This window comes from Paenibacillus nitricinens (genome assembly GCF_052056485.1).
Lineage (GTDB): Bacteria > Bacillota > Bacilli > Paenibacillales > Paenibacillaceae > Paenibacillus_AQ > Paenibacillus_AQ nitricinens.
Genome location: NZ_CP183948.1, coordinates 5,454,842 through 5,476,994 on the forward strand (window position 1 = coordinate 5,454,842; position 22,153 = coordinate 5,476,994).

A 22,153-nucleotide genomic window follows, 5' to 3' on the forward strand; every position below is an offset into this window, starting at 1 on the left:
ATCCTGCTTGCTTTTCAGCCAGCAATCATGTCCCGGTAGCTCAGCTGGATAGAGCATGCGCCTTCTAAGCGCACGGTCAGGGGTTCGAATCCCTTCCGGGACGTCAGAGTAACAGCCTTCCTTCGGGGAGGCTGTTTTTGCGTTCAGGGGATGCGAAGCACGGAGGTTCGTCGGAGTATAGGCATCGAAAGCATACGCTTCGCAGTCAGCCCTTTGGGGCTGTATCCCGCTCTGGACCCGTTAACAACCTTCCTTCGGGGAGGCTGTTTCTGCGTTCAGGGAGAAAGACATTCGACACGAGTGCTAGAAAAACAGGAGCTGAAATCATCGTTCTTCAGACGAGACTTAATAAAAACCAGACAGTTAGGTTCGTTGAACAGTTTGTGCTAGGTGGCCAGGCTAGTGCGGATACAGTTGATGCTTCTCGGAGTTAATTGCGGTGCGTATAGGATGGGTACGTTCAGGGCACTAGGTTTATAGAGTAACTTCGGCAATTGTTCTGGTGCGGATACAGTTGACGTTTCTCGGAGTTACTTGAAGTGCGTGTAGGCTGGGTACGTTCAGGTACTTTCTAGTGTAGAACTCTCCTAGGATCAGATCGAAAAGGATTATATTATCCTAGCTAGACTGTAACTATAGGGAAATCCTCCCTATAAAATTGCCTAGAATCGCTAAAAATCAAGCTTTATAGGAATTTCTACCCTTAATAATACTCAAAATCCCTATCTATGATCAAAACATAGATATTATAGGGAGGATTACCCTATATAAGCATTAGAGACCATAGAGCGTCGAATTATAGGGAGATATTCCCTCTATGCGAATACTCAACAAACAATCCATAAGCAATCAAGCAATCCCCGAATCGGTCAGCATTCGCATGTCCCCATTAACACCCCCGAATCCACCAACACTCCGCAAGTTTTCATTTACAATTCATGAGCAACTCGCCAATTTCACTAGGTTGAGCGTAATCATTCAATCACAGAAGATCTGCATATCCAAAATTAACGTAGCTAGTTTTCTCTCCATTAAAAAGCTCCCAGATAAAATCTCAAAAAGCTGTTCTAAGCGAACGCTAACATTCCCTTAGAGCAGCTTTTCGAAATAAAAGCCTACAGGTTTCCCCCGTAGACCCCAGTTCATTATTTGCGGCGATTGCTAAGCCACAGCGGAAATCGAAATGCAAAATTGATAAACAGAACTACAAATACAAGTACCGCTGCCGACTTATCAGCAATTTGACGCGCATCTTCTACAATCGCCTCGGATTGTACATACCAAAGGTGTACGGCCAGCGTCTCACCCGGGGAGAACAGATTGAAATCCCACATTTCGCCCGAGGTACTGAGACCAGCGGTAAGGATAATAACCGCAGACTCCCCGAAGGCGCGTCCAGCAACGAGACAAATCCCAGTAACAATGGCAGACATTGCAACGGGTAGAACTACCGTGCGGATCACGTGGAACTTAGTCATCCCAAGCGCATAACCAGCCTCGCGGATGTCCCCAGGTACAGCACGTACCGCTTCCTCTGTCACTCGCGCAAGCATAGGTAGATTCAGCAGCGCCAAGCTGACGCCTCCGCCAAGAATCGTCAGACCGACATCGAAATATTCTGCAAAAATTGCAAGTCCGAGCATACCGAACACAATCGATGGAACCGATGACAGAGATTCTACGCAAATACGTAGTGCCCCTGTAAATTTATTATCTGGGGCATACTCAGCCATATAGATTCCCGCACCCAAACCAATGGGAACGGAAATAATCAGCGAGATGAACAAAATGTAAAAGGAGTTAAACAACACCGGGCCAATCCCACCACCTGCGTCAATCTCTTCAGGCTGTTTAATCAGGAAATCGGGCCGAAGTGCCGGTAAACCTTTACTAAGAATCGTGAAGAGCAGCCAGAAGATCAGCAGCATGACTAAAGCCCCAAGGGTATAAAACCCTATGGTCGCAATTTTATTGTTTCTTTGAGCACGCGCTGTATGCTTTGTACTTGCGAATCCGTTCACGCTGCATCCCTCCTTTTTCTACCCAGCACGCGGATGATCAGAATTAATACAAATGATATTACTAGCAAAAGAAATGCCATCATATGTAATGCATAGTTCCAGGTAGAGTCAAACTCTACATTGGAGATTTGCATAACGATGTTACTAGTCAGCACCGATGCTGGCGTGAATAACGTCTTCGCCAATTGCGGTGTATTCCCGATAACCATAACTACAGCCATCGTCTCACCTACAGCACGAGTCATACCTAGAATAACCGCAGAGATAATCCCCCGGCTGGCCGCAGGCAGGATTACACGCATGATGACCTGTAATCGGGTAGATCCAAGAGCATATGCTGCATCCCGATATTTGCGCGGCACAGAGACAATGGCATCATCACTGATTCGGCAAATGGTTGGCAGTACCATTAAGGCGAGCACAAGTGCAGCGGCTAACAAGCCATCGCCTAAGCTCTCCCCGCTAATTCTGCGTAAGAAAGGAAGTAATACCGTTAAGCCTATATATCCGTAAACAATTGAAGGAATACCTACCAATAAATCCAGCACTGGACGAATAAAGGTCTTCATCCATTTTGGGGCAATCTCTGCACAAAGTACTGCCATCCCTACCGAGATAGGAACTGCGATCAGCAGCGTTAATGCAGTTAGTGAAAGTGTATTTACAATGAAGGCAGCCGCTCCAAAAGAATCCTCTTCCGGCGTCCAGTTAAAGGAAAAGAAAAAGTCCGCAGGCGAGAGATGGCCGAACAGAAGCATAGCCGTTTTGCCGATAAATAGAATTACAAGTCCAAGCACAAAGCAAAGCGCAAGAATGCTGAATAAAAAATAAAACTTAAATAATTTGTTACTAAACAAATGTCTACCGTGACGTTTGGAGTTAGCGCTAACCTGCGTTACGCTCTCTTTTCCCCTAGTTGCCAAGCCGTGGACTGGTGCCCCCATACTTTCCCTCCTGTAAGCGGCCACCCCCGTATCAAGATCGGAGCTGGCCGCTGTTACCGTTCAATATGATCTTCAGATGATATTAGCCCTTCATTGCTGCGATCGGAATAAATTTAAGCTTTTTCAGGGAACCTTGTTGGAACTTCTTGCTTTGTACGTATTCGATAAATTCTTTTGTTGCGCCAGTAGGTTGGCCTTTAGTCATGTAGTAACCATAAGCCCAGATCTTATAAGATCCATTGATTACGTTGTCTGTAGTAGCAGCTACACCGTTGTGTTTAACAGCTTTTACGTCGCCACTTACATATACAAGGTCGATATAACCGATGGAGTTAGGAGTTGTTCCAACGGCAGTCTTCATGTCACCGGATGAACCTGTTTCTTTATAGTTTTTAGCTTTTTTAACGATATCTCCGCCATCCAAAGCTTTAGCTTGATAGTTAACGCGTGTACCAGAACCGAATGAACGAGTGATAACCACGATGTCAGCATCTGCACCGCCTACTTCTTTCCAGTTCGTGATTTTACCTGCATAAATGCCTTTAAGCTGTTCAGTTGTAAGGTTATCTACGCCAACATTTTTGTTCACGATTGTAGCAAAAGGAATAACAGCTACTTTGTTTGCTACCTGTCCGTCAAAAGCTTTGAAGCCTGGTACGTCCATGCTAGCATCCCAGTCGCAAGCGCCGATATCAGCGATGCCTTTTTTAACAGCTTGAGGTCCAGTTACTGAACCTTTACCGGAGGCTGCGATTTTTACTTTAGGGTGCAGCTTCTGGAATTCTTTTGCCGCTTGAAGCGTCAATGGAAGAAGTGCGGTCGAACCGTTAACTGTGATTTTACCTTTAAGTGAATCGGCTGCTGCTGCAACCCCTGCGAAAGATGCGGTTACCGCAATTACAGCCGTTAGAGCCGTTACTGTTAGCTTTTTGAAAATCTTCATTTGTATTATTTCTCCTCTCGGCTCTACGCCGTTAAAATATAATTAAGAAATTTATTATTTCGACAGTTGCAATGCTTTACCGCCTTGAACCACCCATACACCGCCGTCACTTACGATAGCAAGCTTGCTTCCATCCTTCGAAACAGCTACTTCAGATACATCTTCAGTGGAGCGGAACAGTTCAGTCTTAGCTCCATTGTTATCAATGGAATAGACTACTGTGCTTCCATCTGCCGCTGAACCTGCTACAACCAAGCCGTTCTTAACGCCAGTAGACCAAGTTACTTCAACATCAAGTGCAATGTTGCTGCTTGTTCCGTCTGCTTTTACAACCTTCAATGTGTTAGCTGCATTACCCTCAGCATCTGCACTCAGGTAAACGACGCTACCATCTGCAGAAATTTCAGGGTACAGTTTGTTATCCGGTGTAGTTGTCAGTGCAGCGGGTTTAGCATCTTTCGTAGCCAGGTCAAGCTTGTAAAGCTGCTCTCCAGCAGAGCTGAAGTCGACAGTAAGGGAATCTTCTGTGCTGTCTGCATCGTTTTTAGCAACACCCGTCAGGTTAACGATATAAACGGCGCTCTTTTCGTCAGCGGAAATGCGCAGTTCGGATTTATTTTCTACTTTGTCCGCCAATACGGATTTAACTTCACCAGTGTCTACTGAGATTTTTGCGATTTTCTCTTGCTTGTCACCTTGGACGAAGTAAATATTTTTACCATCATTTGACCAAACCAGATCCGTTTTTACACTATTGTCCGTACCAAGCAGCTTAGTAGCTCCGCTAGACAGGTTAATTAGATTCAACAAACCCGTCTCATCATTGAAAGCTCCCCATTGCCCATCCGGCGACACTGCAAAATCCACTGCACTGTCATTGGATGAAAATACTTCGTAGTTACCTGGCTCAGTGCTGAACTTGATAAGTTGAGCAGATTCAGCATCACTTTTGTTCGCAATCAGACTTCCAGCTGCTGTCCAGTGCAAAGTATCAAACAATCCTTCAGGACGGGCAAAGCTTAGAATCGTGCTAGCATCAGCATCCAGTTCTCCACCTAATGCATAAACTAACTTAGAAAGCTCTACATAGGTTTTACCGTTATAAAATACTGGAGCAACTGTGAACGTCTCGGAATTACCATCTACTTGATAGCTCTTTGAGCCTGTTTTGAGCTTCACATTATGTAATCCCTTGCTGTCATTAAGTTCAAACCCGCCAGCTCCAAGTACTAACTTAGCTCCAATTTCACCAGTTACCTGATTCAGCGAGTACAGCTTGTAACCACTGCTATTAATGGTGTTAAACACAATCGGCGTACCATTTACATTCCAAGTAGCTGTACCTTCTTTAACTGCTGTTTTTGCAGCGGTTTGATTGGTAGCTACAGATTTTACATTACTGCCGATGCTAGCTGCAGATACACTCCCAACGCTTACTGTTGCAAGAAGTGCTGAAGCCAACGTTGCGCTAATCCATTTACTGTTTTTCAATTAGATTCACCCTTTTCGTATAGGTAACTGCTAATGTCATTTTCGTCTACAATTGTCAACTCTGTTGCAGAGGAATGTAATGGAAATATTAACTATAATTATTTTTTTGAAAAAGTAGGTATATTAGCGTACTAGACTGCTAAATTCAGATAAACCAAATGGACTAGACACGAAAAAGCCTCATGGGGGAAAACTCTGCGGTGTGCAGTAGCTTTTACTCCATGAGGCTTTTTGTAAATGTGATCTACACTAACTCTTCATTTAAATGTTGTTCCAACGTTCTCCTAACATCTCCTGGGCCTTTCAGCATCTCATAGAAGTAACTTTCAATCTTGCTACCCAGACCGATTTCATATAAAGGTACACCAAAAATCTTCTCATTTTCTAGAATCCTATGCACATTAGAGGTCGAATCTCCCAAAGTCACTCCTTGCAGATGCGCTTGAAGTAACTCCATTAACGGATCAGGACTCAGCTCAAAAGCGTTCCCTTGGTCATCCACTCCGATCAAATAGCGGCACCAGGCAGCAATTGCTAGTGGAATCGCCGTCAATTCAGCTGGATGAAGATCTTCGCGTTGTACATAGGATTTGATTGTTTCCCCATAACGAATGCCTACCTTCTGCGACGTATCTGTCGCAATTCGCTGCGGGGTGTCCGGAATAAATGGATTCGCCAAGCGCTCTTGCAGTACTTCATCCAAGAACTGCTGTGGACGTAGAATGATAGGATCTACAACTACAGGCAATCCTTCCTTATACCCAATCCGCTCGACTAATGTACGTAGGGTCTGATCCTGCATCTCATCCGAAATCTGTGTATAGCCTAGTAGACAGCCAGTGACCGCTAATGCAGTATGCAAGGGGTTTAGACAGGTGGTAACTTTCATCGTTTCTACCCTGTTCACGGTCTCACGATCTGTGAATATAATGCCGGCTTCTTCTAGTAAAGGTCGCCCATTCGTAAACTTATCCTCAATGACCAGATATTCGCTAACTTCTGCATTAACAAAAGGTGCGGTATGAGCGTTTCTCGAGGTAATAAGTATATCCATACCGCCAATCCCTTGCTCCTGTAAAGCCTTACGTACTTCCTCGGATGGACGTGGTGTGATTTTATCGATCATCGACAAGGGGAATGTTATGCGACTCTCGTCTTCGAGGTACGCAACAAAACCTTCCTCCACAAGCCCTTTCGAAGCCCATGCCTTGGCGATTGTAATCACGCTATTTTTCAGCATATCCCCATTGTACGAACAGTTATCCATACTGACAAAAGTCATCGGATACTGGCCTTTTAGATATCGACGGTACGCTAGAGAAGCGATAACACTCATGCTGTGGGAAGGCTGCTCCGGCCCTTGCTCCATATCATGCTTCACGATATTCAGGTACATTCCATCAGCACCGGTCAAGGTATAACCTTTCTCTGTAATGGTGAAGCTGGCCATCTGCAGACTCGGATTTTCAAAAATTTCAACTAAACGACAGTAATCCTGCGCTCGATTCTTGTTTGCCATAATAGCTTCGGTAATGCTGCTAATGACCTTTTTCGTAAACTCGCCACTCGCATTCATTAGTACGAGAAGTGTCAAATGATCATGAGGCTTATAAATCTTGTCAATCAGCTCGTAGTCAGAGGAGGTAGCGGCGATAATACCTGTGTCTGCTTTTCCAAGCTCCAACAGCTTCTGGTGAGCATTCGCAACAAATCCCCGAAAAATATTTCCCGCTCCAAAATGAATCCATTCCGGCCTAACGCGTGTATTCTCCGCCACCTGCTCATAATCAAAGTGAGGAAGCTCCACGTTAGCGTCCTTCCACGCCTCTGCACATGATTCAATGCTCTCTCTTGTCAGAAGCAGCATTCACTTCACCCCCGTCGTATTGTTGAGACTATCCCACACACCAAGTAAATACATGATCCCCATTGCTCTATCGTACAGCCCGTATCCCGGGCGGCAAGTCTTCTCTTCCCCCCACAAATGACGACCATGATCTGGACGCACATACCCCGTATATCCATTCTCATGATACGCTTTAACAACCTCTGCCACATCCACACTGCCATCCCGTCCACGATGAGACACCTCAATAAAATCACCGTTCTCAAAAACCTTAACATTTCGAATATGGGCAAAATGAATACGATTACAAAATTCCCGAATCATAGCTGGCAGATCGTTCTTCGGATTCGTACCGAGCGACCCAGTGCAGAAGGTTAATCCATTATACGGACTATCTACTGCGTCAAGTAAACGACGGATCGTATCACGGCTGCGGACAATGCGGGGCAAGCCAAAGATCGGCCAAGCAGGATCATCGGGATGAATAGCCATTTTGATGTCGACTTCTTCACAGACAGGAATAATGCGCTTCAGAAAATAGACCAAGTTCTCGAACAGCTTCTCTTCCGTTACATCTATATAGGCGGCGAATAGCTCATCGAGCTTCGCAAGACGCTCTGGCTCCCAGCCAGGCATTGTAAATTCGCCGGCCCCCTCGAGAATACGATTCACCATGTCGCGCGGGTTCTCATTAATGGCTGCATTTTCATAAAAAAGTGCATTCGAGCCATCCGGCAATTCCTTGTACAGCTCCGTCCGAGTCCAGTCAAAGATCGGCATGAAATTGTAACAGATCACTTTAGTACCGACCTTGGCTAGCTTCCGTATGGTGTCTATGTAAATATCGATATATTTATCACGCGTCGGGAGTCCAATCTTGATATCATCATGGACGTTCACACTCTCTACTACGGCAGTGCTAAACCCTTTGCTCGTAATTTGATCCGCAACCTTTTGAATGTCATCCATTTCCCACACTTCGCCCGCTACCTTATGATGTAGTGACCAGACAATACCCATTACCCCCGGAATTTGCCGGATATGATCAAGCGTAATGTTGTCATTGCCTTCTCCATACCATCTCCATGTCATGTTCATCTAGATAAAACCTCCTCTAATTTCAAACGTCGTGATCTTGTATACAAGATAATATATTCAAATATTAGATTTAAGCAATAGCTTTTGTCAATGATATTAATTCACTTATTGAAAACTTGTATACAAGATAAAAAGAATATATAATTAAATCACTTTCTAATATCAGGATCCCGTTTCAGATATCCGAATTCCAAAATCAATGGCAATGGAGACGTTAACTCATGTCCACCAAAAATGAAATTTTGAACTTGTTGAAGCACGAAATTCGTAATCTAACCCTAAAGCCTGGAACCATTCTAAGTGAGACCGTGTTGTCTGAGCGGTTCCAGATATCCAGGACACCTTTACGTGATGTGCTAAAACAGCTATCCCTAGAGTCCTATATTGATGTGTATCCAAAGAAAGGAAATCTTGTTTCGTACATTGATTTGGAATCTGTCGAGCAGATGATCTATTTAAGAAGTGTTCTAGAAAAGGATATTATCAAAGGTCTATCCGGTAGTCTTACTCTAAAAGGTATCCTCGAGCTTAAGCAAATCTTAGAAGAACAAAGAAATGCCATACATCAAGAACATGCCATTGAGCACTTTTTTGCTTTGGATGATGCCTATCATAAGACGTTATTCACATTAGCAGGACATGAATTTTTGTGGGAGCAAATTAAGTTCTCCCATGTGCATTATGAAAGATATCGACGCCTGCATACCCTAAAGCAAGAAAAGCTGGAGAAAAATTTGAGCGAGCATCACTTGATCCTGGATTGTATGACAAACCATGAACCAGACAAAGTAGATGAGCTAGTCCAGCATCATTTGCGTGAGGATATGAACTCCTTATACTTACTGGAGAATTTTGCGGATTATATTAAAGCGTAATCACTTACTTAAAAACTTACTTAAAATAAACTGACCGCCCCACGCAGCCACCTTCATGGCTTTGGAGACGGTCTTTTTTCTCATTTATCGTAGTAGTTGAAGCAACCGATCACTCAAACCGAAACCAACCGAAATCGAACTGACTTCCAGGCAAGAAGATAAAGGTTACCTTCTGTTCCCCTGTCACTTTCTCCAGCTCAAATACTCGCTCTACATATCCATCTGACTCTGTAAATTCGATCAGTTGATTATTAGACTCTTCACCCTTTTCGAAGCGAAGATGAATGGTGTTCTTATCGATCGGGGATCTCCCACAAATGACCAGCTTAGAAGTACCTTCTGTCATAAAATCCATCTGCTCGAACACGAGAGATACGTTATTCCCAATCCCTTCAACACCCTGCTCCGCGATGGTGAACGTATCACCATAAATACGATCACCATCTACAGCCCTATGCTGCTCGAACGCTCGGTTCTTTTTCACAAATGAAAAGCCTTTTATGTGCACTTTCTTCTGCAATACGAAACAAACAGAGCTGATGCCAGTGAGTCTCTTGGATAATAGATAGGCTGCCTCCTGATATACATTCCATTGCGACTCCTTCTGATAGATAACATCTGCCAAAAGCTCACTGTTCTCTTCGTCCGGCATGCCTTCCCAAATCTGGAGCTCATAGGCTTCGCTAGACAATGCGAATAGGGGAATCGTTATCAAATCCGATCCATAAGGTCCAAAGTCGATCTCGCGATAAGCAACCTGGGTCTCACCATCTCGACTCGTAGCTACGCCTCGTTCATTTCCATTTCCGACTTCGCCCTTAACCTCATCATATAGACCGCCAGATATAAATCCATACGGATCCTTGTAAGCCGTCCCAAGACCAGTAGCTGTAAATTCCAACTGTGAAATCAGCTTTGTCTTTTCTGTACCGTTCTTACTCATACAGCGAACGCGGAAACTCCCATCTCCTAATGCCGTGATCTTGGCTTCATTTCCAAACGATACGATCCGAGCTAGATTGGACTCAATCCCAGCATCATTTACAATCCTCCACTCCACTTCAGAATAGGAAGTTTCTACAGGGTAAAGGTTTGCGTGTACAATCATTTCTCTTCTATTTTCATTAAACTGTTGTCCAGAATGACTTATAATTTCTATTTTTCGCAAAGGAATTTCTTCTACATTTCCCGTTACACATGGCATCTCTAGGTTTCTAGTGTTAGCTGAAATGCCTATTCCACGATCTTCCACAGGAAGCGATTGAAGCTGTAGCTTACTACCTGCTAAATCTTTCGAGGTAACCTCAACCGTTATCGTACCTGCTTCTAATTCCGCAGCAACAATCGCCATAAGCTTACCGCTGAACAAACGTCTACCCGTTCCTTTGTATGGATCATAGTCCGTGCTATCTCCATTGTCTAAACCGATCAAACGGCCTGCTCCGCTTACCTGAACCTGAACGCGATTGTTTGCATTCTCAACGGCGTTACCGCGCTCATCCTCCATCGTAATTTCAATGAAGATTAAATCTGTGCCGTTCGCAAGGAGTGTACCCTTATCAGCCTTTAAGCAGATTCGACTCGCATCACCGAAAGATTTCCTGATGTCAACTGCAATGATTTGGCCAGCCTCATCGTAAGCGATTGCCTTGAGCTCGCCTGGTTCATAAGGAAGCTTCCACCAGCCCGCTAACTGCGTTCCATGCACATGATCGATTTCATAGGTCCCAACACTCTTACCATTGAACTGCAATTCTATCTTGGGAGCATTCGAGCAGACTCGAACATCGATCATTTGACCGGGATTGAAATCCCAATAGGGAAAAATATGCACCATGGGATGTTCCTTGTAATTTGTCCAAGCCGATTGATAGATGTAATAGGAATCCTTTTTAAAGGTCGCTGTATCCATCTGCCCGAAATACGAATTCTTCGTATGATACGGTGTTGGTTCACCAATATAGTCAAAGCCAGTCCATATGAATTGTCCCAATGAGAAGGCTGCATCGCGCTCTGCAATAATACAGGCTTCTGCTGACTTTGCTCCCCAGCTTGTAGAGCTATTACCTAGCGCAGAGCACTGCTCGTCGTCGTCAGCCAGGATGGATTGCTCGAATGGGAAATGGTATATTCCCCTGCTCTGTACAATAGAAGCGGTCTCACTACCATAGATAATCCAGTCAGGATGTTCCGCGTGATGCTGATGATAATATTTTTCCGCATAATTGTAGCCTGCCACCTTTACGATGTCCGCACATTTCTGAGCATTCTCCCAAGGCATATAGTTCGATCCAAGGGTCACTTTCCCGTTGCCTCTCGGATCATATTGAAGCACGGCTTCCATCAACATGCTCGTCAATTCTTGCCCTCGCTTGTCAGCATGCGTATCATAAATTTCATTACCAATACACCACATGAGCAAGCTTGGATGATTACGATCTCGCATGACCCAGCTTCTCACATCTTTTAACGCCCAGTCCTTAAAAAATCTTGCGTAATCATATGGGGTCTTCGATCGCTCCCACATATCAAAGGCTTCCGAAACCACAAGCAGCCCCATTTCGTCCGCCAGATCCATAAGCTCTGCAGCAGGCATATTATGAGCGGTACGTATCGCATTTACGCCCATGTCCTTTAAGATCTCAAGTCTTCTTCGCAATGCCGCTGTATGAAACGCCGCACCCAATGCGCCAAGATCATGATGTTCACAAACACCATTCAATTTGATCTTTTGCCCATTCAGTAGCATCCCCTCTTGCGGATTTAATACAATCGTTCGAAAGCCTAAACACTGTGTTACATCTTCTATTGTTGTCCACACTTCATCAGAATTCTGGTCAGATGCCTTATGCTGCAATTCTGTTTTTAGCTGATATAAATGGGGAGCATCGGGACTCCATAATAAAGGATTCTCTACAGTCAGTACCTGACTTATACGTGAGGCATCTTGTGTTAGCTCTGCTGCCGAGATCTTCTCAACACAGGTCTTTATCACTCGATCCTTATGCAGAATGGTTTGGGAAAGCCGCATATCTCCTGTAATGCTCACATCGGTGTCGATCTCCACTTGCCAAACGTCATTCTTTTGTACCGCATGAATGTAAATTCCATCTGTCACAATATGATTACAATCTCTTGTCTTGAGCCATACATTCCGATAGATACCCGCTCCTGAATACCATCTACTATTCGGACTCCGGTGCACGACCTTCACAAGAATTTCGTTCTCCCCGTCTATTAGACTATCCGTAATCTCATATTCAAAGGAAGAATAGCCGTATTTCCACTCTCCAACCCATTGATTATTCACATAGATCGCAGAGTCCATATAAACTCCATCAAAGCATAACAGTAACTGCTTATCATTCTTCGCATTCATAAAAGACTTACGATACCATCCAATACTATTCTCATACAAATCTAATGTGTTATAAATCAACCAATCATGAGGGAGATCTACGGGATGGAAATCCAAGGACTCAGCATTCGTCACATTTAAAGTGCTCTTAGCAAATTCCCAGCCCTCATTAAATAATCTTTTATAATTCAATGTGTATCTTCCTTTCTTCTCATAGAATTATGAAACAAAGGGATGGAGCAAGAGAAGGAGTGGCCCTGCTGGGCACACTCCTACTAATGCTAATATTTAGTATATTGTGCGTTGATGCTGGTCTGGAATACCGCTTTTTCGATAGAAATACGTATTGATGATATCTCTCCACTCGCGGGCATGTAGTACCTGTTCGTGCAGACGGTCTGCCACCTGCCCGTACCTGCTGCCGTCCATTTCCCCCTCAAGGGATTGCCACTTCTCTTTCAGCCCTGCTGCCCGGTCCACGCCATCAAAATGCGTATCATAAATATGCTGGATGACCGTTTTACCAGATTTAAGAGTATGCGTATACGGTACATGATGAAAGAACAGTAATAGCTCATCTGGACAAGTAGCTACCGATTCATACATATCTACATTCGCTCCTTGATACTGAGCAACATATCCCGTACCCGTCTTTATTGTCCGGTCTACGCCAATCCCTTGTAAGTCTGCAAAATGATACGTTCCCCATTTCGAGTACTCATATCCATCCACACTTGGACCGTAATGATGATCTGGATTGACCATCCAGCCTACGCCAAGCGGCGAAGTATAAGATTCATAGATAGGCCAAGAGGTTAACAAGATCTCACGAATCGTATCTATTAACTGCTCATCCTCTGCACCGAATGTGAGCATAATCCATTCCTTCGCGATTTGCTCTGCACTTAATTCCGGATACCAAGCGAGACGACCGTAACCATACAGATTGGCCTGCGCTAATAAATGCCCCGTCCAGTTATGATCATTGCCAATATTTGAAACAGCAGCGAAGCCGCTATACTTATAACCATACATAGATCCATCAACAACCCGCTTCACCGATGACTCCGAATCTGTTGCGTAAGTATTAAAATCAAGAACTTCCTTCCATTGAGGGACGAGGTAACAGACATGACGCTGTTGGCCTGTATATTCCTGCGTAATTTGGAACTCAATCATCATATTCGTATGCTCCATGGCACCGAACAGCGGAGATACACCTTCACGTACTTGGAAATCCATTGGACCATTCTTCACCTGTAAAATAACATTCTCCATAAACTGGCCATCCAGCGGTTTAAAGTGACCATATGCCGCTCGTGCACGATCGGTGGAGCGATCCCGCCAATCCTGTTTGCAATTGTAAACGAAGCAGCGCCAGATGACGATTCCCCCGAAGGGCAATAAAGCTTCAGCCAGCATGTTCGAACCTTCTGCATGATCACGATCATAAGTGAATGGACCTGGACGATTCTCTGAATCAGCTTTTACGAGGAAACCGCCGAAATCTGGAATCAATTTATAAATTTCTACCGCCTTTGCCTTCCACCATTGGCGTACATCAGAATCTAACGGATCAGCTGTATTCAATCCACCGATTTCGATCGGGCTAGCATAGTTAATACTTAGAAACAGCTTGACCCCGTAGTTACGGAAGATATCGGCAATCCGCGCGATCTCAGGAAGATAGCGCTCCGTAATAAACATCGTTTCAAACCGATGTACATTGACATTGTTTATAGCAATCGCATTGATTCCTATCGAAGCGAGCATTCTCGCATAATCTTGCAATCGATCAAAGTCCTTAGTGATTTCGTTGTCTGAGTAAAATATGGACTTCCCTGCGTAACCACGTTCGATGCTTCCATCGATGTTATCCCATTGATTCATCATGCGGAGAAGATTTACAGGATTGTCCATCACATCCAACGCTTCGATAGATTGACCTGTTCCAAGCAAGCGTAGGAATGCAAATACACCGTACAATAATCCCACGGGTGTGGAAGCACCAATTGCAATACAGTCCTTCTCCGTGTTTGTTCGAATGGCATAACCTTCTGATCCAATGGCTGTCCTTGTAGCCTCGCTAAAGGTATGCGTAATCAACGAATGATTACTATCAAACGTACCGATCACAATACAGCCCTGCATATTTTTATCCCGAGATTCAGCAATGGTAACTTCTTTATCGAGCATTCCTTGTATGCCGCGTATTAGTTCTTGCACAGCACTTTTGATCACTGGATGATCCTGTTCGGAGATCAAAATGTTTTTGCACCAAGCAGCATAGCACTCTCTTACTGCACTAGATTGAATATATGGATATTCGAGCCAAGCTTTATACCCTGCGTGTTGTAATTCCATCTTTTGTTCTGCCATAATTCAGTGTCCTCCATTAGTGAGTAAGACTTTTTAATCTAGGTGTTGCTGACTGTGCAATGGTTCTCTTATACTTTTGTAAACGATAGGTTATCCGCATCCCTACTAATAGGAGGAACACGAATGTGACGTACCATGAGCAGCAGGACTTACAACCGTTCCAGCTCTATTTTGTATATAAAAGAACAAGTACAAATACAGACGACTATCAAGGTACATTCCATGCTCATCAGGGTGTTGAAATTCTTATTATTCATGAAGGTAAAGGGACGCTCATTATTGATCAAAATAGCTATGAAATAAAGCCAGGAATGATTTGTATTTTCCAGCCGTATCAACTGCATCATATTCAAATTGAAATCTATGAGGCGGTTCCGTTCGTACGTTCGATTGTGCATTATGAACCCAGCCTATTTAAAGCTTATTTTGAGAAGTGGCCCGTCCTACAAAGCTTTTTCCATCATATTCACAGCGGCAATTCTTCCTCACCCCGATGGTATGAACAGCAGGATCTGCAATCGCTGATAGCTCTTCTGAAGGATCTGGATAAAGCGCTTCCAAGTTTGACTAAAAATGATTTCATGGAAGAGGTCTCATTATTTCTCATCACGTTCCTGCGTACTTTAAAGCCGCTTTGGGATACACAGCAGAAGCCGGCCTCCATGGAACAATTGCTTCGTAAACCACATCAGGCAGAACGTATTATGGAATGGCTGCAGTTGCATTACAAGAAACCTTTGCGGCTCGATCAAATGAGCAAGGATCTACATCTTTCCCCCCATCATTTATCCCACTTATTCAAGGAATGTACAGGCAGCAGTATTTCCGATTATTTAACGGTCAAAAGAATGCAGGAAGCCGTTCATCTTCTGACTTCAAGCAAATACACGGTTGCACACATCGCCGAGGAAGTAGGTATCACAAATTGCTCTCATTTTTGCAAATTGTTCAAAACCCATTTCGGCATAACGCCAAATCAATTTCGGAAGCAATGGCATTTGCATCATTGAGTTGTCGAACATCCCCAGCTGTATTCCTTGTTAACATCATATCAAGTTGGTTCGTGAGCAGGTATTCACATCTTGTGCAAAAATGCCGCTACTTTGCGATTTATACCTGATTGTCAGTTGATTTCAAGTAGCGGAAATCTAGCACTTTACATTTATTGGATTCCGGAGCACACTAATGAGTGAGCGCTCACTCATTAGTGTTGTGCAGAGTACTCAGTAACACCACTTTGTATCCCAGACTATTCAGAATCGAGGAGATGAATATGGGTTCGGAAGTTCCAGTCATTTCAGTGAGCCATGTTAGTAAAGCCTTTGGAGACAAACAGGTGCTCGAAGATATTTCACTTCAAGTGGAGCGTGCCGAAACCTTCGGCATACTGGGGCCCTCTGGCTCCGGGAAAACAACGCTAGTAAAGCTGCTTACAGGTATCGATGAGGTGACCTCAGGTGAGGTAAAGGTGCTTGGTGTCACTATGCCTAAGTTATCCATGCTGCAGCAAATTGGATACATGGCTCAATCTGATGCCCTATATACGGAACTCAGCGCAAAAGAAAATCTGGAGTTCTTCGCTGCGCTATATGGACTAAAAGGTGCAGAGCGCGGCAAACGCATCAAAGCTGTTATGGAACTAGTAGATCTTCAGGAGCATCTGCGCAAAAGAGTAGATCAATACTCCGGCGGAATGAAACGCCGCCTATCCCTGGCGATTGCGCTGCTCCATGAGCCTCCGCTACTTCTTCTTGATGAACCGACAGTAGGTATCGATCCTGTACTCCGACTATCCATCTGGAAAGAACTAAAAGCTCTTAATCGGAAAGGTACCACGATTGTACTAACTACACACGTCATGGATGAAGCTGAGAAATGTGATCGCCTTGGAATGATCCGTGATGGCAAGCTGCTTGCCGCCGACACACCCGCCGGACTGCTTGAAGCCACAGGCTCAGCTTCTATTGAGGAAGCCTTTCTATATTATGGAGGTGTCCGTTCATGAGAATCCGAGCGATCACCTTACGGATTTTGCGACAATTTATTCATGATAAAAGAACGATGGCCTTAATGTTCATTGCACCGCTCATCGTTCTAAGTTTAATGAGCTTGGTATTCAACGGGGATGCCTATGAGCCTAAAATCGGGATATCCGGGGTACCACTAAATATCTCCGCAGTGTTAAAAGAAGAAAACGCTACAATTAAAGAGTATGCCAGCGAAGAGCTAGGGAAAAGTGCTCTAGTAGAAGGAAAGATTGACGCTTTGATCACTTTGGACGGAAAGGCTGGGGAATCAGGAGTCATCCCCCAAGTGCTGTTAGAAGGCAGCAATCCGACCGCCAATAAAGCGGTGATCCTGACGCTTCAACAATTATCACAAAAGCTTCTTCCTGATACAGAGAAACAGCTGCAATTACAACCTCAGATTAGCTATCTATACGGTTCTGAGAATATGAAGACCATTGACCGCTTCGGTCCGATTATGATTGGTGTATTTATTTTCTTTTTCGTATTCCTGATTGCCGGCGTTTCTTTCCTGCGAGAACGGACTACAGGCACCCTTGAACGCCTACTTTCTACTCCCTTAAAAAGATGGGAGATTGTTCTCGGCTATGTATGTGGTTTCGGCATTTTCACCGTATTCCAAGCCCTGTTGATCTCGTGGTTTTCCATTCAGATCCTTGGCATTATGATGATAGGCAGCTTTGGTTATGTCATGCTCCTCACTATGCTGCTGTCGATGACAGCGCTGACGCTGGGTACGCTATTGTCTGCTTTTGCTGCTAACGAGCTACAGATGATTCAGTTCATTCCGCTCATTATCGTGCCACAGGTCTTCCTCAGTGGACTGTTCCCACTCGATACCCTACCGTTGTGGCTACAGCGCGTTGGCTACGCAACGCCAATTTATTATGGATCAGAAGCGCTTATGAACATCATGATCCGCGGCAAAGGATGGAGTGCCATCGCTCTAGATGTGTATGTGCTGATCGGATTTTCATTATTATTCATGCTTCTGAATGTATTGGCACTGCGCAAGCACCGCAAAATGTAGCGAATTTGGAGGGCAATAATGAAGAAAAATGATTCTTCGGAACAAAATATAGATGAACAGTGGATAGAAGAACTGCTGGCCTTACGTGAAGACGAAAAGCTGACACCGAAACAGATTTCCATCCTGCATGCGGCGATTGAGGTATTTTCCGAAAAAGGATACGCTGCTGCTGCGACTAGTGAAATTGCTCAAAAGGCAGGCGTGGCCGAGGGAACGATTTTCCGATATTACAAAACCAAAAAAGATTTGCTGCTGTCCATCATAGGCCCCACCATGAGTCGGATGCTCGCTCCCTTTGTATTGCGTAATTTTAACGGGGTACTCGATGTTCCCTATAACAGTTTCGAGGAATTCCTACGGGCGTTTATTATCAACCGTCTGGAGTTTATCCGCAGGAATTTTAAAATTCTAAAGATTCTGATACAGGAAATCCCTTTCCAACCGGTGCTCAGAGAACAGTTCGCAGAAAATATTCTAAGTAAGGTGCTGGAGCGCGTCATCGAAATCGTTGAACACTTCAAAGCAAAAGGTGAAGTCATCGAATTACCTACACCCGCTATTCTACGCTTTACTATTTCATCCGTTGTAGGATATGTGCTTAATCGCCTGCTGCTGCAGCCGGAGAAGGACTGGAACGACGAGGAAGAAATTAACCTGACGATCCGTTTTATTATGCACGGGATTAGTGGAGTAGCAGCCCCTATTTGATGCGCACGCCCGTTCTGTTATCATAAAGACTATATAATAATCGGACTTTTCGAAGAACAAGTTACGAGGAAGGAATTATGTTATGGGCTTTAGTGTGACAGAACGGGTAATTAAGCTGCTGTGCGGCAAGTCTGTTTTTGAAAAAGGATTGGCTTATTACCAATCTGGAAGCATTGATATAATAGATATTGAAGAACGTAATGAATCCATCCCAGATCTGCCCCGATCTCGTTATGAAGCGCTTGTTCAAGGGGGCATTGGCTACGAAGTCACTGTTGTCATCGATATCGATGGTGATGTCACGGCAGAGTGTACTTGTCCTGCTTACTCGCATGGAGGGCCTTTCTGCAAACATATCGCAGCCGTACTGATCAGCATCGATGCCCTTGAAGCTGCTGGAGAACGGCCAGATCATACTGGAACTTCTAGCCCATCTTCTATTGAGGATACTGGAGTCTTAACCCCACGTATTTCTACGGATTCTACGCGAGACATGGGAGGAAGGTCCAGAGACCAGCATCTTGTGAGCAACCTGCTAGGCATGTTCAGTAACCATAAGCCACGTCCGAGCGGTACTGGGGCTTTTGTAGATAATAGGATTCCATTAAATGTCGAGTTCATCTGCAAGCCATTCACTTACAGCTATAGCACTACCATGCTGGGAATAGAAATGAAAATCGGCTCAAAACGACCCTATGTCGTTCATAGAATAAGAGGTTTTCTGGAACGTGTACATCGTGGAGAAACCTTCGAATTCTCGAAGCATTTCGTCTATGACCCTGCCATTCACAGCTTTCGGAAGGAAGATAACATCGTTCTTCAGAAGCTAATTGAAATTGTCTTAAATGAAAAAATGTATCGCGATAACGTCACTAACTATTCTCCATATGGTGGCAACCTGGGGGGAGATCGCCTGCTGGCTATCCCTCCTTTTTTCTGGGGGACGCTTCAGCCCGCTCTTTCAGAAGTTTCGTCGGTATATCTGCAACAAGAAGAGGTGTTGTACGAAGGTATTCATATGTCTAATGAAGCACCACCCCTTAGCTTTGCGTTCGAACAAGCCGAAGGCGAAGGATACCATCTGGATATTCAAGGACTTGAGCAGATCTCAGTTCTGGAAGACTACGGACTCGTGCTGTCTGAAGGTAAGCTGTTGAAGCTATCTGCTCAGGAATGCATGCGTCTATCTGAGATGAAAAAAATGTTGGAATCCTCTCGTCGAGACGGCATCGATATTGCCCCCGAACAAATGGAGCCCTTTATGGACAAGGTTATCCCTGGTCTGAAAAAACTGGGAAATGTGCATATCGCCGACTCTATCGCTGATCGGATTGTGCAACATAAGCTTATCGCGAGGCTCTATCTGGACCGTGTGAGAGATCGGCTGCTCGCCGGGCTAGAGTTTCAGTATGGTGATATTATCATCAATCCTTTGGATGAAAAAGCCCATGTTCGCGGTACGGACTTGATTCTTATACGCGACGGTGAAGGAGAGGCCCGAATTTTAGAGATGATGGAGCATGAATCCTTCGCCAAAACCGAAGGCGGGTATATTATGACGGATGAGGAAGGTGAGTACGATTTTTTGTATCACACGATTCCGTTGCTTGAGCCACTACTCACGGTCTATGCGACCACCGCTGTCAAAGAAAGATTGTTCACGGGAACCACGCCACCCAAGGTAAGCATTAGTTGGAATGAGAAAACCGATTGGCTTGATTTTAAATTCGACATGGGTGGTATTCCCGAATCTGAGATTGTGATGGTCTTAAAATCACTTCAGGATAAGCGTAAATACTACCGATTGCCTGAAGGGGCACTGCTACCACTGGAGAGCGAGGAGCTCCAAGAAATCATCACCTTTATGAACGAGATGGGCATTCGAGAAGGTGAGATTAAAGGTGCGCAATTCTCTTTACCCGTCGTTCGCGGGTTACATCTAACCTCTTCCGATTCTCAAAGTGACTCCGTCAAACTGAGCAGATCCTTTAAACGTTTACTTGCGAATATGCACAATCCTGAGAATCTTGATTTCCCTATACCAGAGAGTCTAGCTCCTGTGCTCCGGGATTATCAGCAGTATGGATTCCAGTGGCTGAAGACGCTTGCCCACTATCGTTTTGGCGGTATTTTAGCGGATGATATGGGTCTTGGCAAAACGCTGCAGAGTATCGCTTTTCTGCTCTCCGAGCTTCCGGATATTCGTCAGAGTGGTCTGCCCGCTCTTATTGTCGCTCCTGCCTCTCTCACCTACAACTGGCATAATGAGCTTAAAAAGTTCACGCCTGAGATCAAGGCTGTTATTGCAGATGGAAGCTTAACGGAACGCGGTCGAATTTTAAAAAATGCAGCGAAGGCAGATGTAATCATTACCTCTTACCCACTGCTTCGAAGAGATGTTCAGTTGTATGCTAAGAAATCTTTTCATACCCTGATTCTCGATGAAGCGCAAACCATAAAGAACCATACTACTCAGACCGCCCAAGCTGTAATGGCTCTTCAGGCCCGGCATCGTTTTGCACTTACTGGAACTCCTGTTGAGAATGCGTTAGAAGATCTTTGGTCTATCTTTGGCACTGTGTTTCCTGGGCTCTTTCCAGGTAAGAAGGCTTTTCACGATTTGCCGAGGGAAACTATCGCGAAACGGGCACGTCCCTTTTTGCTGCGGCGCTTAAAGAGTGATGTATTAAAAGAATTGCCTGAGAAAATCGAATCACTCCAAGCCTGTGAGCTGTTCCCTGAGCAGAAGAAGTTATATGTCGCTTATCTCGCACGTTTGAAAAAAGAGGCGCTTAAGCATTTGACCCAGGATAGTTTCGGTAATAATAATCGCATTAAAATCCTTGCTGGTCTCACTCGTCTGCGCCAGCTATGTTGTCACCCAGCTCTATTTGTGGATGGGTATGAAGGAAGCTCTGCCAAGTTCGAGCAGCTGTTTGAAATCATAGAGGAATGCCGCAGTTCGGGTAAACGAATGCTAGTATTCTCCCAGTTCACAGAAATGCTCGGTTTGATTGGACGTGAACTCGGATATCAAGGGATTCCATATTTTTATCTAGATGGCCAAACGCCTGTGTCTCAGCGAGTAGATTTATGTAATCAGTTTAATGAAGGAGAGCGAGATATTTTCCTGATCTCCTTAAAAGCTGGTGGAACCGGACTCAACTTAACAGGGGCAGACACTGTAATCCTATACGATCTATGGTGGAATCCTGCCGTCGAGCAGCAAGCAGCGGATCGGGCACATCGAATCGGGCAGAAAAAAGTAGTGCAAGTGATCCGGCTCGTCACCCAAGGTACTGTGGAAGACAAAATGTATGAGCTACAACAGAAGAAAAAGAACTTGATCGATGAGGTAATTCAGCCAGGTCAGGAAGGGTTATCTACCCTTACAGAACAAGACATTCGTGAAATTCTGATGATCTAAATAAAG

General features: G+C 44.6%; 15 protein-coding genes and 1 tRNA gene. 8 read left to right on the forward strand and 8 right to left on the reverse strand.

The window, feature by feature from the left end; translation table 11 throughout:
- Positions 1 to 29: 29 nt before the first annotated feature.
- Both ACN6KS_RS24390 and ACN6KS_RS24395 read left to right on the forward strand, forming a co-directional pair.
- Positions 30 to 103 (forward strand) — tRNA-Arg (locus ACN6KS_RS24390).
- Positions 104 to 137: 34 nt separating this feature from the next.
- Positions 138 to 434, forward strand: coding sequence for a hypothetical protein (locus tag ACN6KS_RS24395; protein WP_280788280.1), 297 nt, complete (start codon positions 138 to 140; stop codon positions 432 to 434).
- 711 nt (positions 435 to 1,145) lie between these two features.
- On the opposite strand, the gene pstA is transcribed toward ACN6KS_RS24395, so the two are convergent.
- The 6 genes from pstA to uxuA form a co-directional block, all read right to left on the reverse strand.
- Positions 1,146 to 2,021 carry a phosphate ABC transporter permease PstA gene (gene pstA / locus ACN6KS_RS24400; protein ID WP_094874314.1) on the reverse strand — a complete coding sequence of 292 codons (876 nt, stop codon included), beginning with the start codon at positions 2,019 to 2,021 and terminating at the stop codon, positions 1,146 to 1,148.
- The gene (pstC, locus tag ACN6KS_RS24405) at positions 2,018 to 2,965 is read right to left on the reverse strand and encodes a phosphate ABC transporter permease subunit PstC (protein WP_094874313.1); all 948 of its coding nucleotides are present in this window, start codon (positions 2,963 to 2,965) and stop codon (positions 2,018 to 2,020) included. Before pstC ends, pstA begins: the two co-directional genes overlap by 4 nt.
- A gap of 82 nt (positions 2,966 to 3,047) precedes the next feature.
- Positions 3,048 to 3,908: a phosphate ABC transporter substrate-binding protein gene (locus ACN6KS_RS24410; RefSeq protein ID WP_094874312.1), complete on the reverse strand. Its 861-nt coding sequence runs from the start codon at positions 3,906 to 3,908 to the stop codon at positions 3,048 to 3,050.
- Between the two features lie 54 nt (positions 3,909 to 3,962).
- A complete protein-coding gene (locus ACN6KS_RS24415) occupies positions 3,963 to 5,399 on the reverse strand; it encodes a stalk domain-containing protein (protein ID WP_094874311.1) in 1,437 nt (478 codons plus the stop codon).
- Between the two features lie 244 nt (positions 5,400 to 5,643).
- Positions 5,644 to 7,266 (reverse strand): mannitol dehydrogenase family protein, encoded by a 1,623-nt coding sequence (locus tag ACN6KS_RS24420; RefSeq protein ID WP_094874310.1) that lies wholly within the window; start codon positions 7,264 to 7,266, stop codon positions 5,644 to 5,646.
- Complete coding sequence (gene uxuA, locus ACN6KS_RS24425) at positions 7,267 to 8,343, reverse strand: mannonate dehydratase (RefSeq protein ID WP_094874309.1); 1,077 nt, start codon at positions 8,341 to 8,343, stop codon at positions 7,267 to 7,269.
- A gap of 221 nt (positions 8,344 to 8,564) precedes the next feature.
- Between uxuA and ACN6KS_RS24430 the strand changes: the two genes are divergently transcribed.
- The gene (locus ACN6KS_RS24430; RefSeq protein WP_440960682.1) at positions 8,565 to 9,218 is read left to right on the forward strand and encodes a GntR family transcriptional regulator; all 654 of its coding nucleotides are present in this window, start codon (positions 8,565 to 8,567) and stop codon (positions 9,216 to 9,218) included.
- A gap of 109 nt (positions 9,219 to 9,327) precedes the next feature.
- On the opposite strand, the gene ACN6KS_RS24435 is transcribed toward ACN6KS_RS24430, so the two are convergent.
- Together ACN6KS_RS24435 and ACN6KS_RS24440 are read right to left on the reverse strand one after the other, a co-directional pair.
- Positions 9,328 to 12,768 (reverse strand): glycoside hydrolase family 2 TIM barrel-domain containing protein, encoded by a 3,441-nt coding sequence (locus ACN6KS_RS24435; protein ID WP_440960683.1) that lies wholly within the window; start codon positions 12,766 to 12,768, stop codon positions 9,328 to 9,330.
- Between the two features lie 96 nt (positions 12,769 to 12,864).
- The gene (locus ACN6KS_RS24440) at positions 12,865 to 14,955 is read right to left on the reverse strand and encodes an alpha-glucuronidase family glycosyl hydrolase (protein WP_440960684.1); all 2,091 of its coding nucleotides are present in this window, start codon (positions 14,953 to 14,955) and stop codon (positions 12,865 to 12,867) included.
- A 125-nt stretch (positions 14,956 to 15,080) separates the two neighbouring features.
- Here ACN6KS_RS24440 and ACN6KS_RS24445 point away from each other — a divergent pair, with 125 nt between their 5' ends.
- The 5 genes from ACN6KS_RS24445 to ACN6KS_RS24465 all read left to right on the forward strand — a co-directional run bounded on the left by ACN6KS_RS24445 (position 15,081) and on the right by ACN6KS_RS24465 (position 22,147).
- Positions 15,081 to 15,965, forward strand: coding sequence for a helix-turn-helix domain-containing protein (locus tag ACN6KS_RS24445; RefSeq protein ID WP_440960685.1), 885 nt, complete (start codon positions 15,081 to 15,083; stop codon positions 15,963 to 15,965).
- Positions 15,966 to 16,228: 263 nt separating this feature from the next.
- Complete coding sequence (locus ACN6KS_RS24450) at positions 16,229 to 16,960, forward strand: ABC transporter ATP-binding protein (protein WP_373455907.1); 732 nt, start codon at positions 16,229 to 16,231, stop codon at positions 16,958 to 16,960.
- Positions 16,957 to 18,012 carry an ABC transporter permease gene (locus tag ACN6KS_RS24455; protein ID WP_440960686.1) on the forward strand — a complete coding sequence of 352 codons (1,056 nt, stop codon included), beginning with the start codon at positions 16,957 to 16,959 and terminating at the stop codon, positions 18,010 to 18,012. Before ACN6KS_RS24450 ends, ACN6KS_RS24455 begins: the two co-directional genes overlap by 4 nt.
- Before the next feature lie 18 nt (positions 18,013 to 18,030).
- Positions 18,031 to 18,720, forward strand: coding sequence for a TetR/AcrR family transcriptional regulator (locus tag ACN6KS_RS24460; RefSeq protein ID WP_094878465.1), 690 nt, complete (start codon positions 18,031 to 18,033; stop codon positions 18,718 to 18,720).
- 82 nt (positions 18,721 to 18,802) lie between these two features.
- Entirely contained in the window at positions 18,803 to 22,147 is a 3,345-nt protein-coding gene (locus tag ACN6KS_RS24465) for a DEAD/DEAH box helicase (protein WP_440960687.1), read from the forward strand.
- The last annotated feature ends 6 nt before the right edge of the window (positions 22,148 to 22,153 follow it).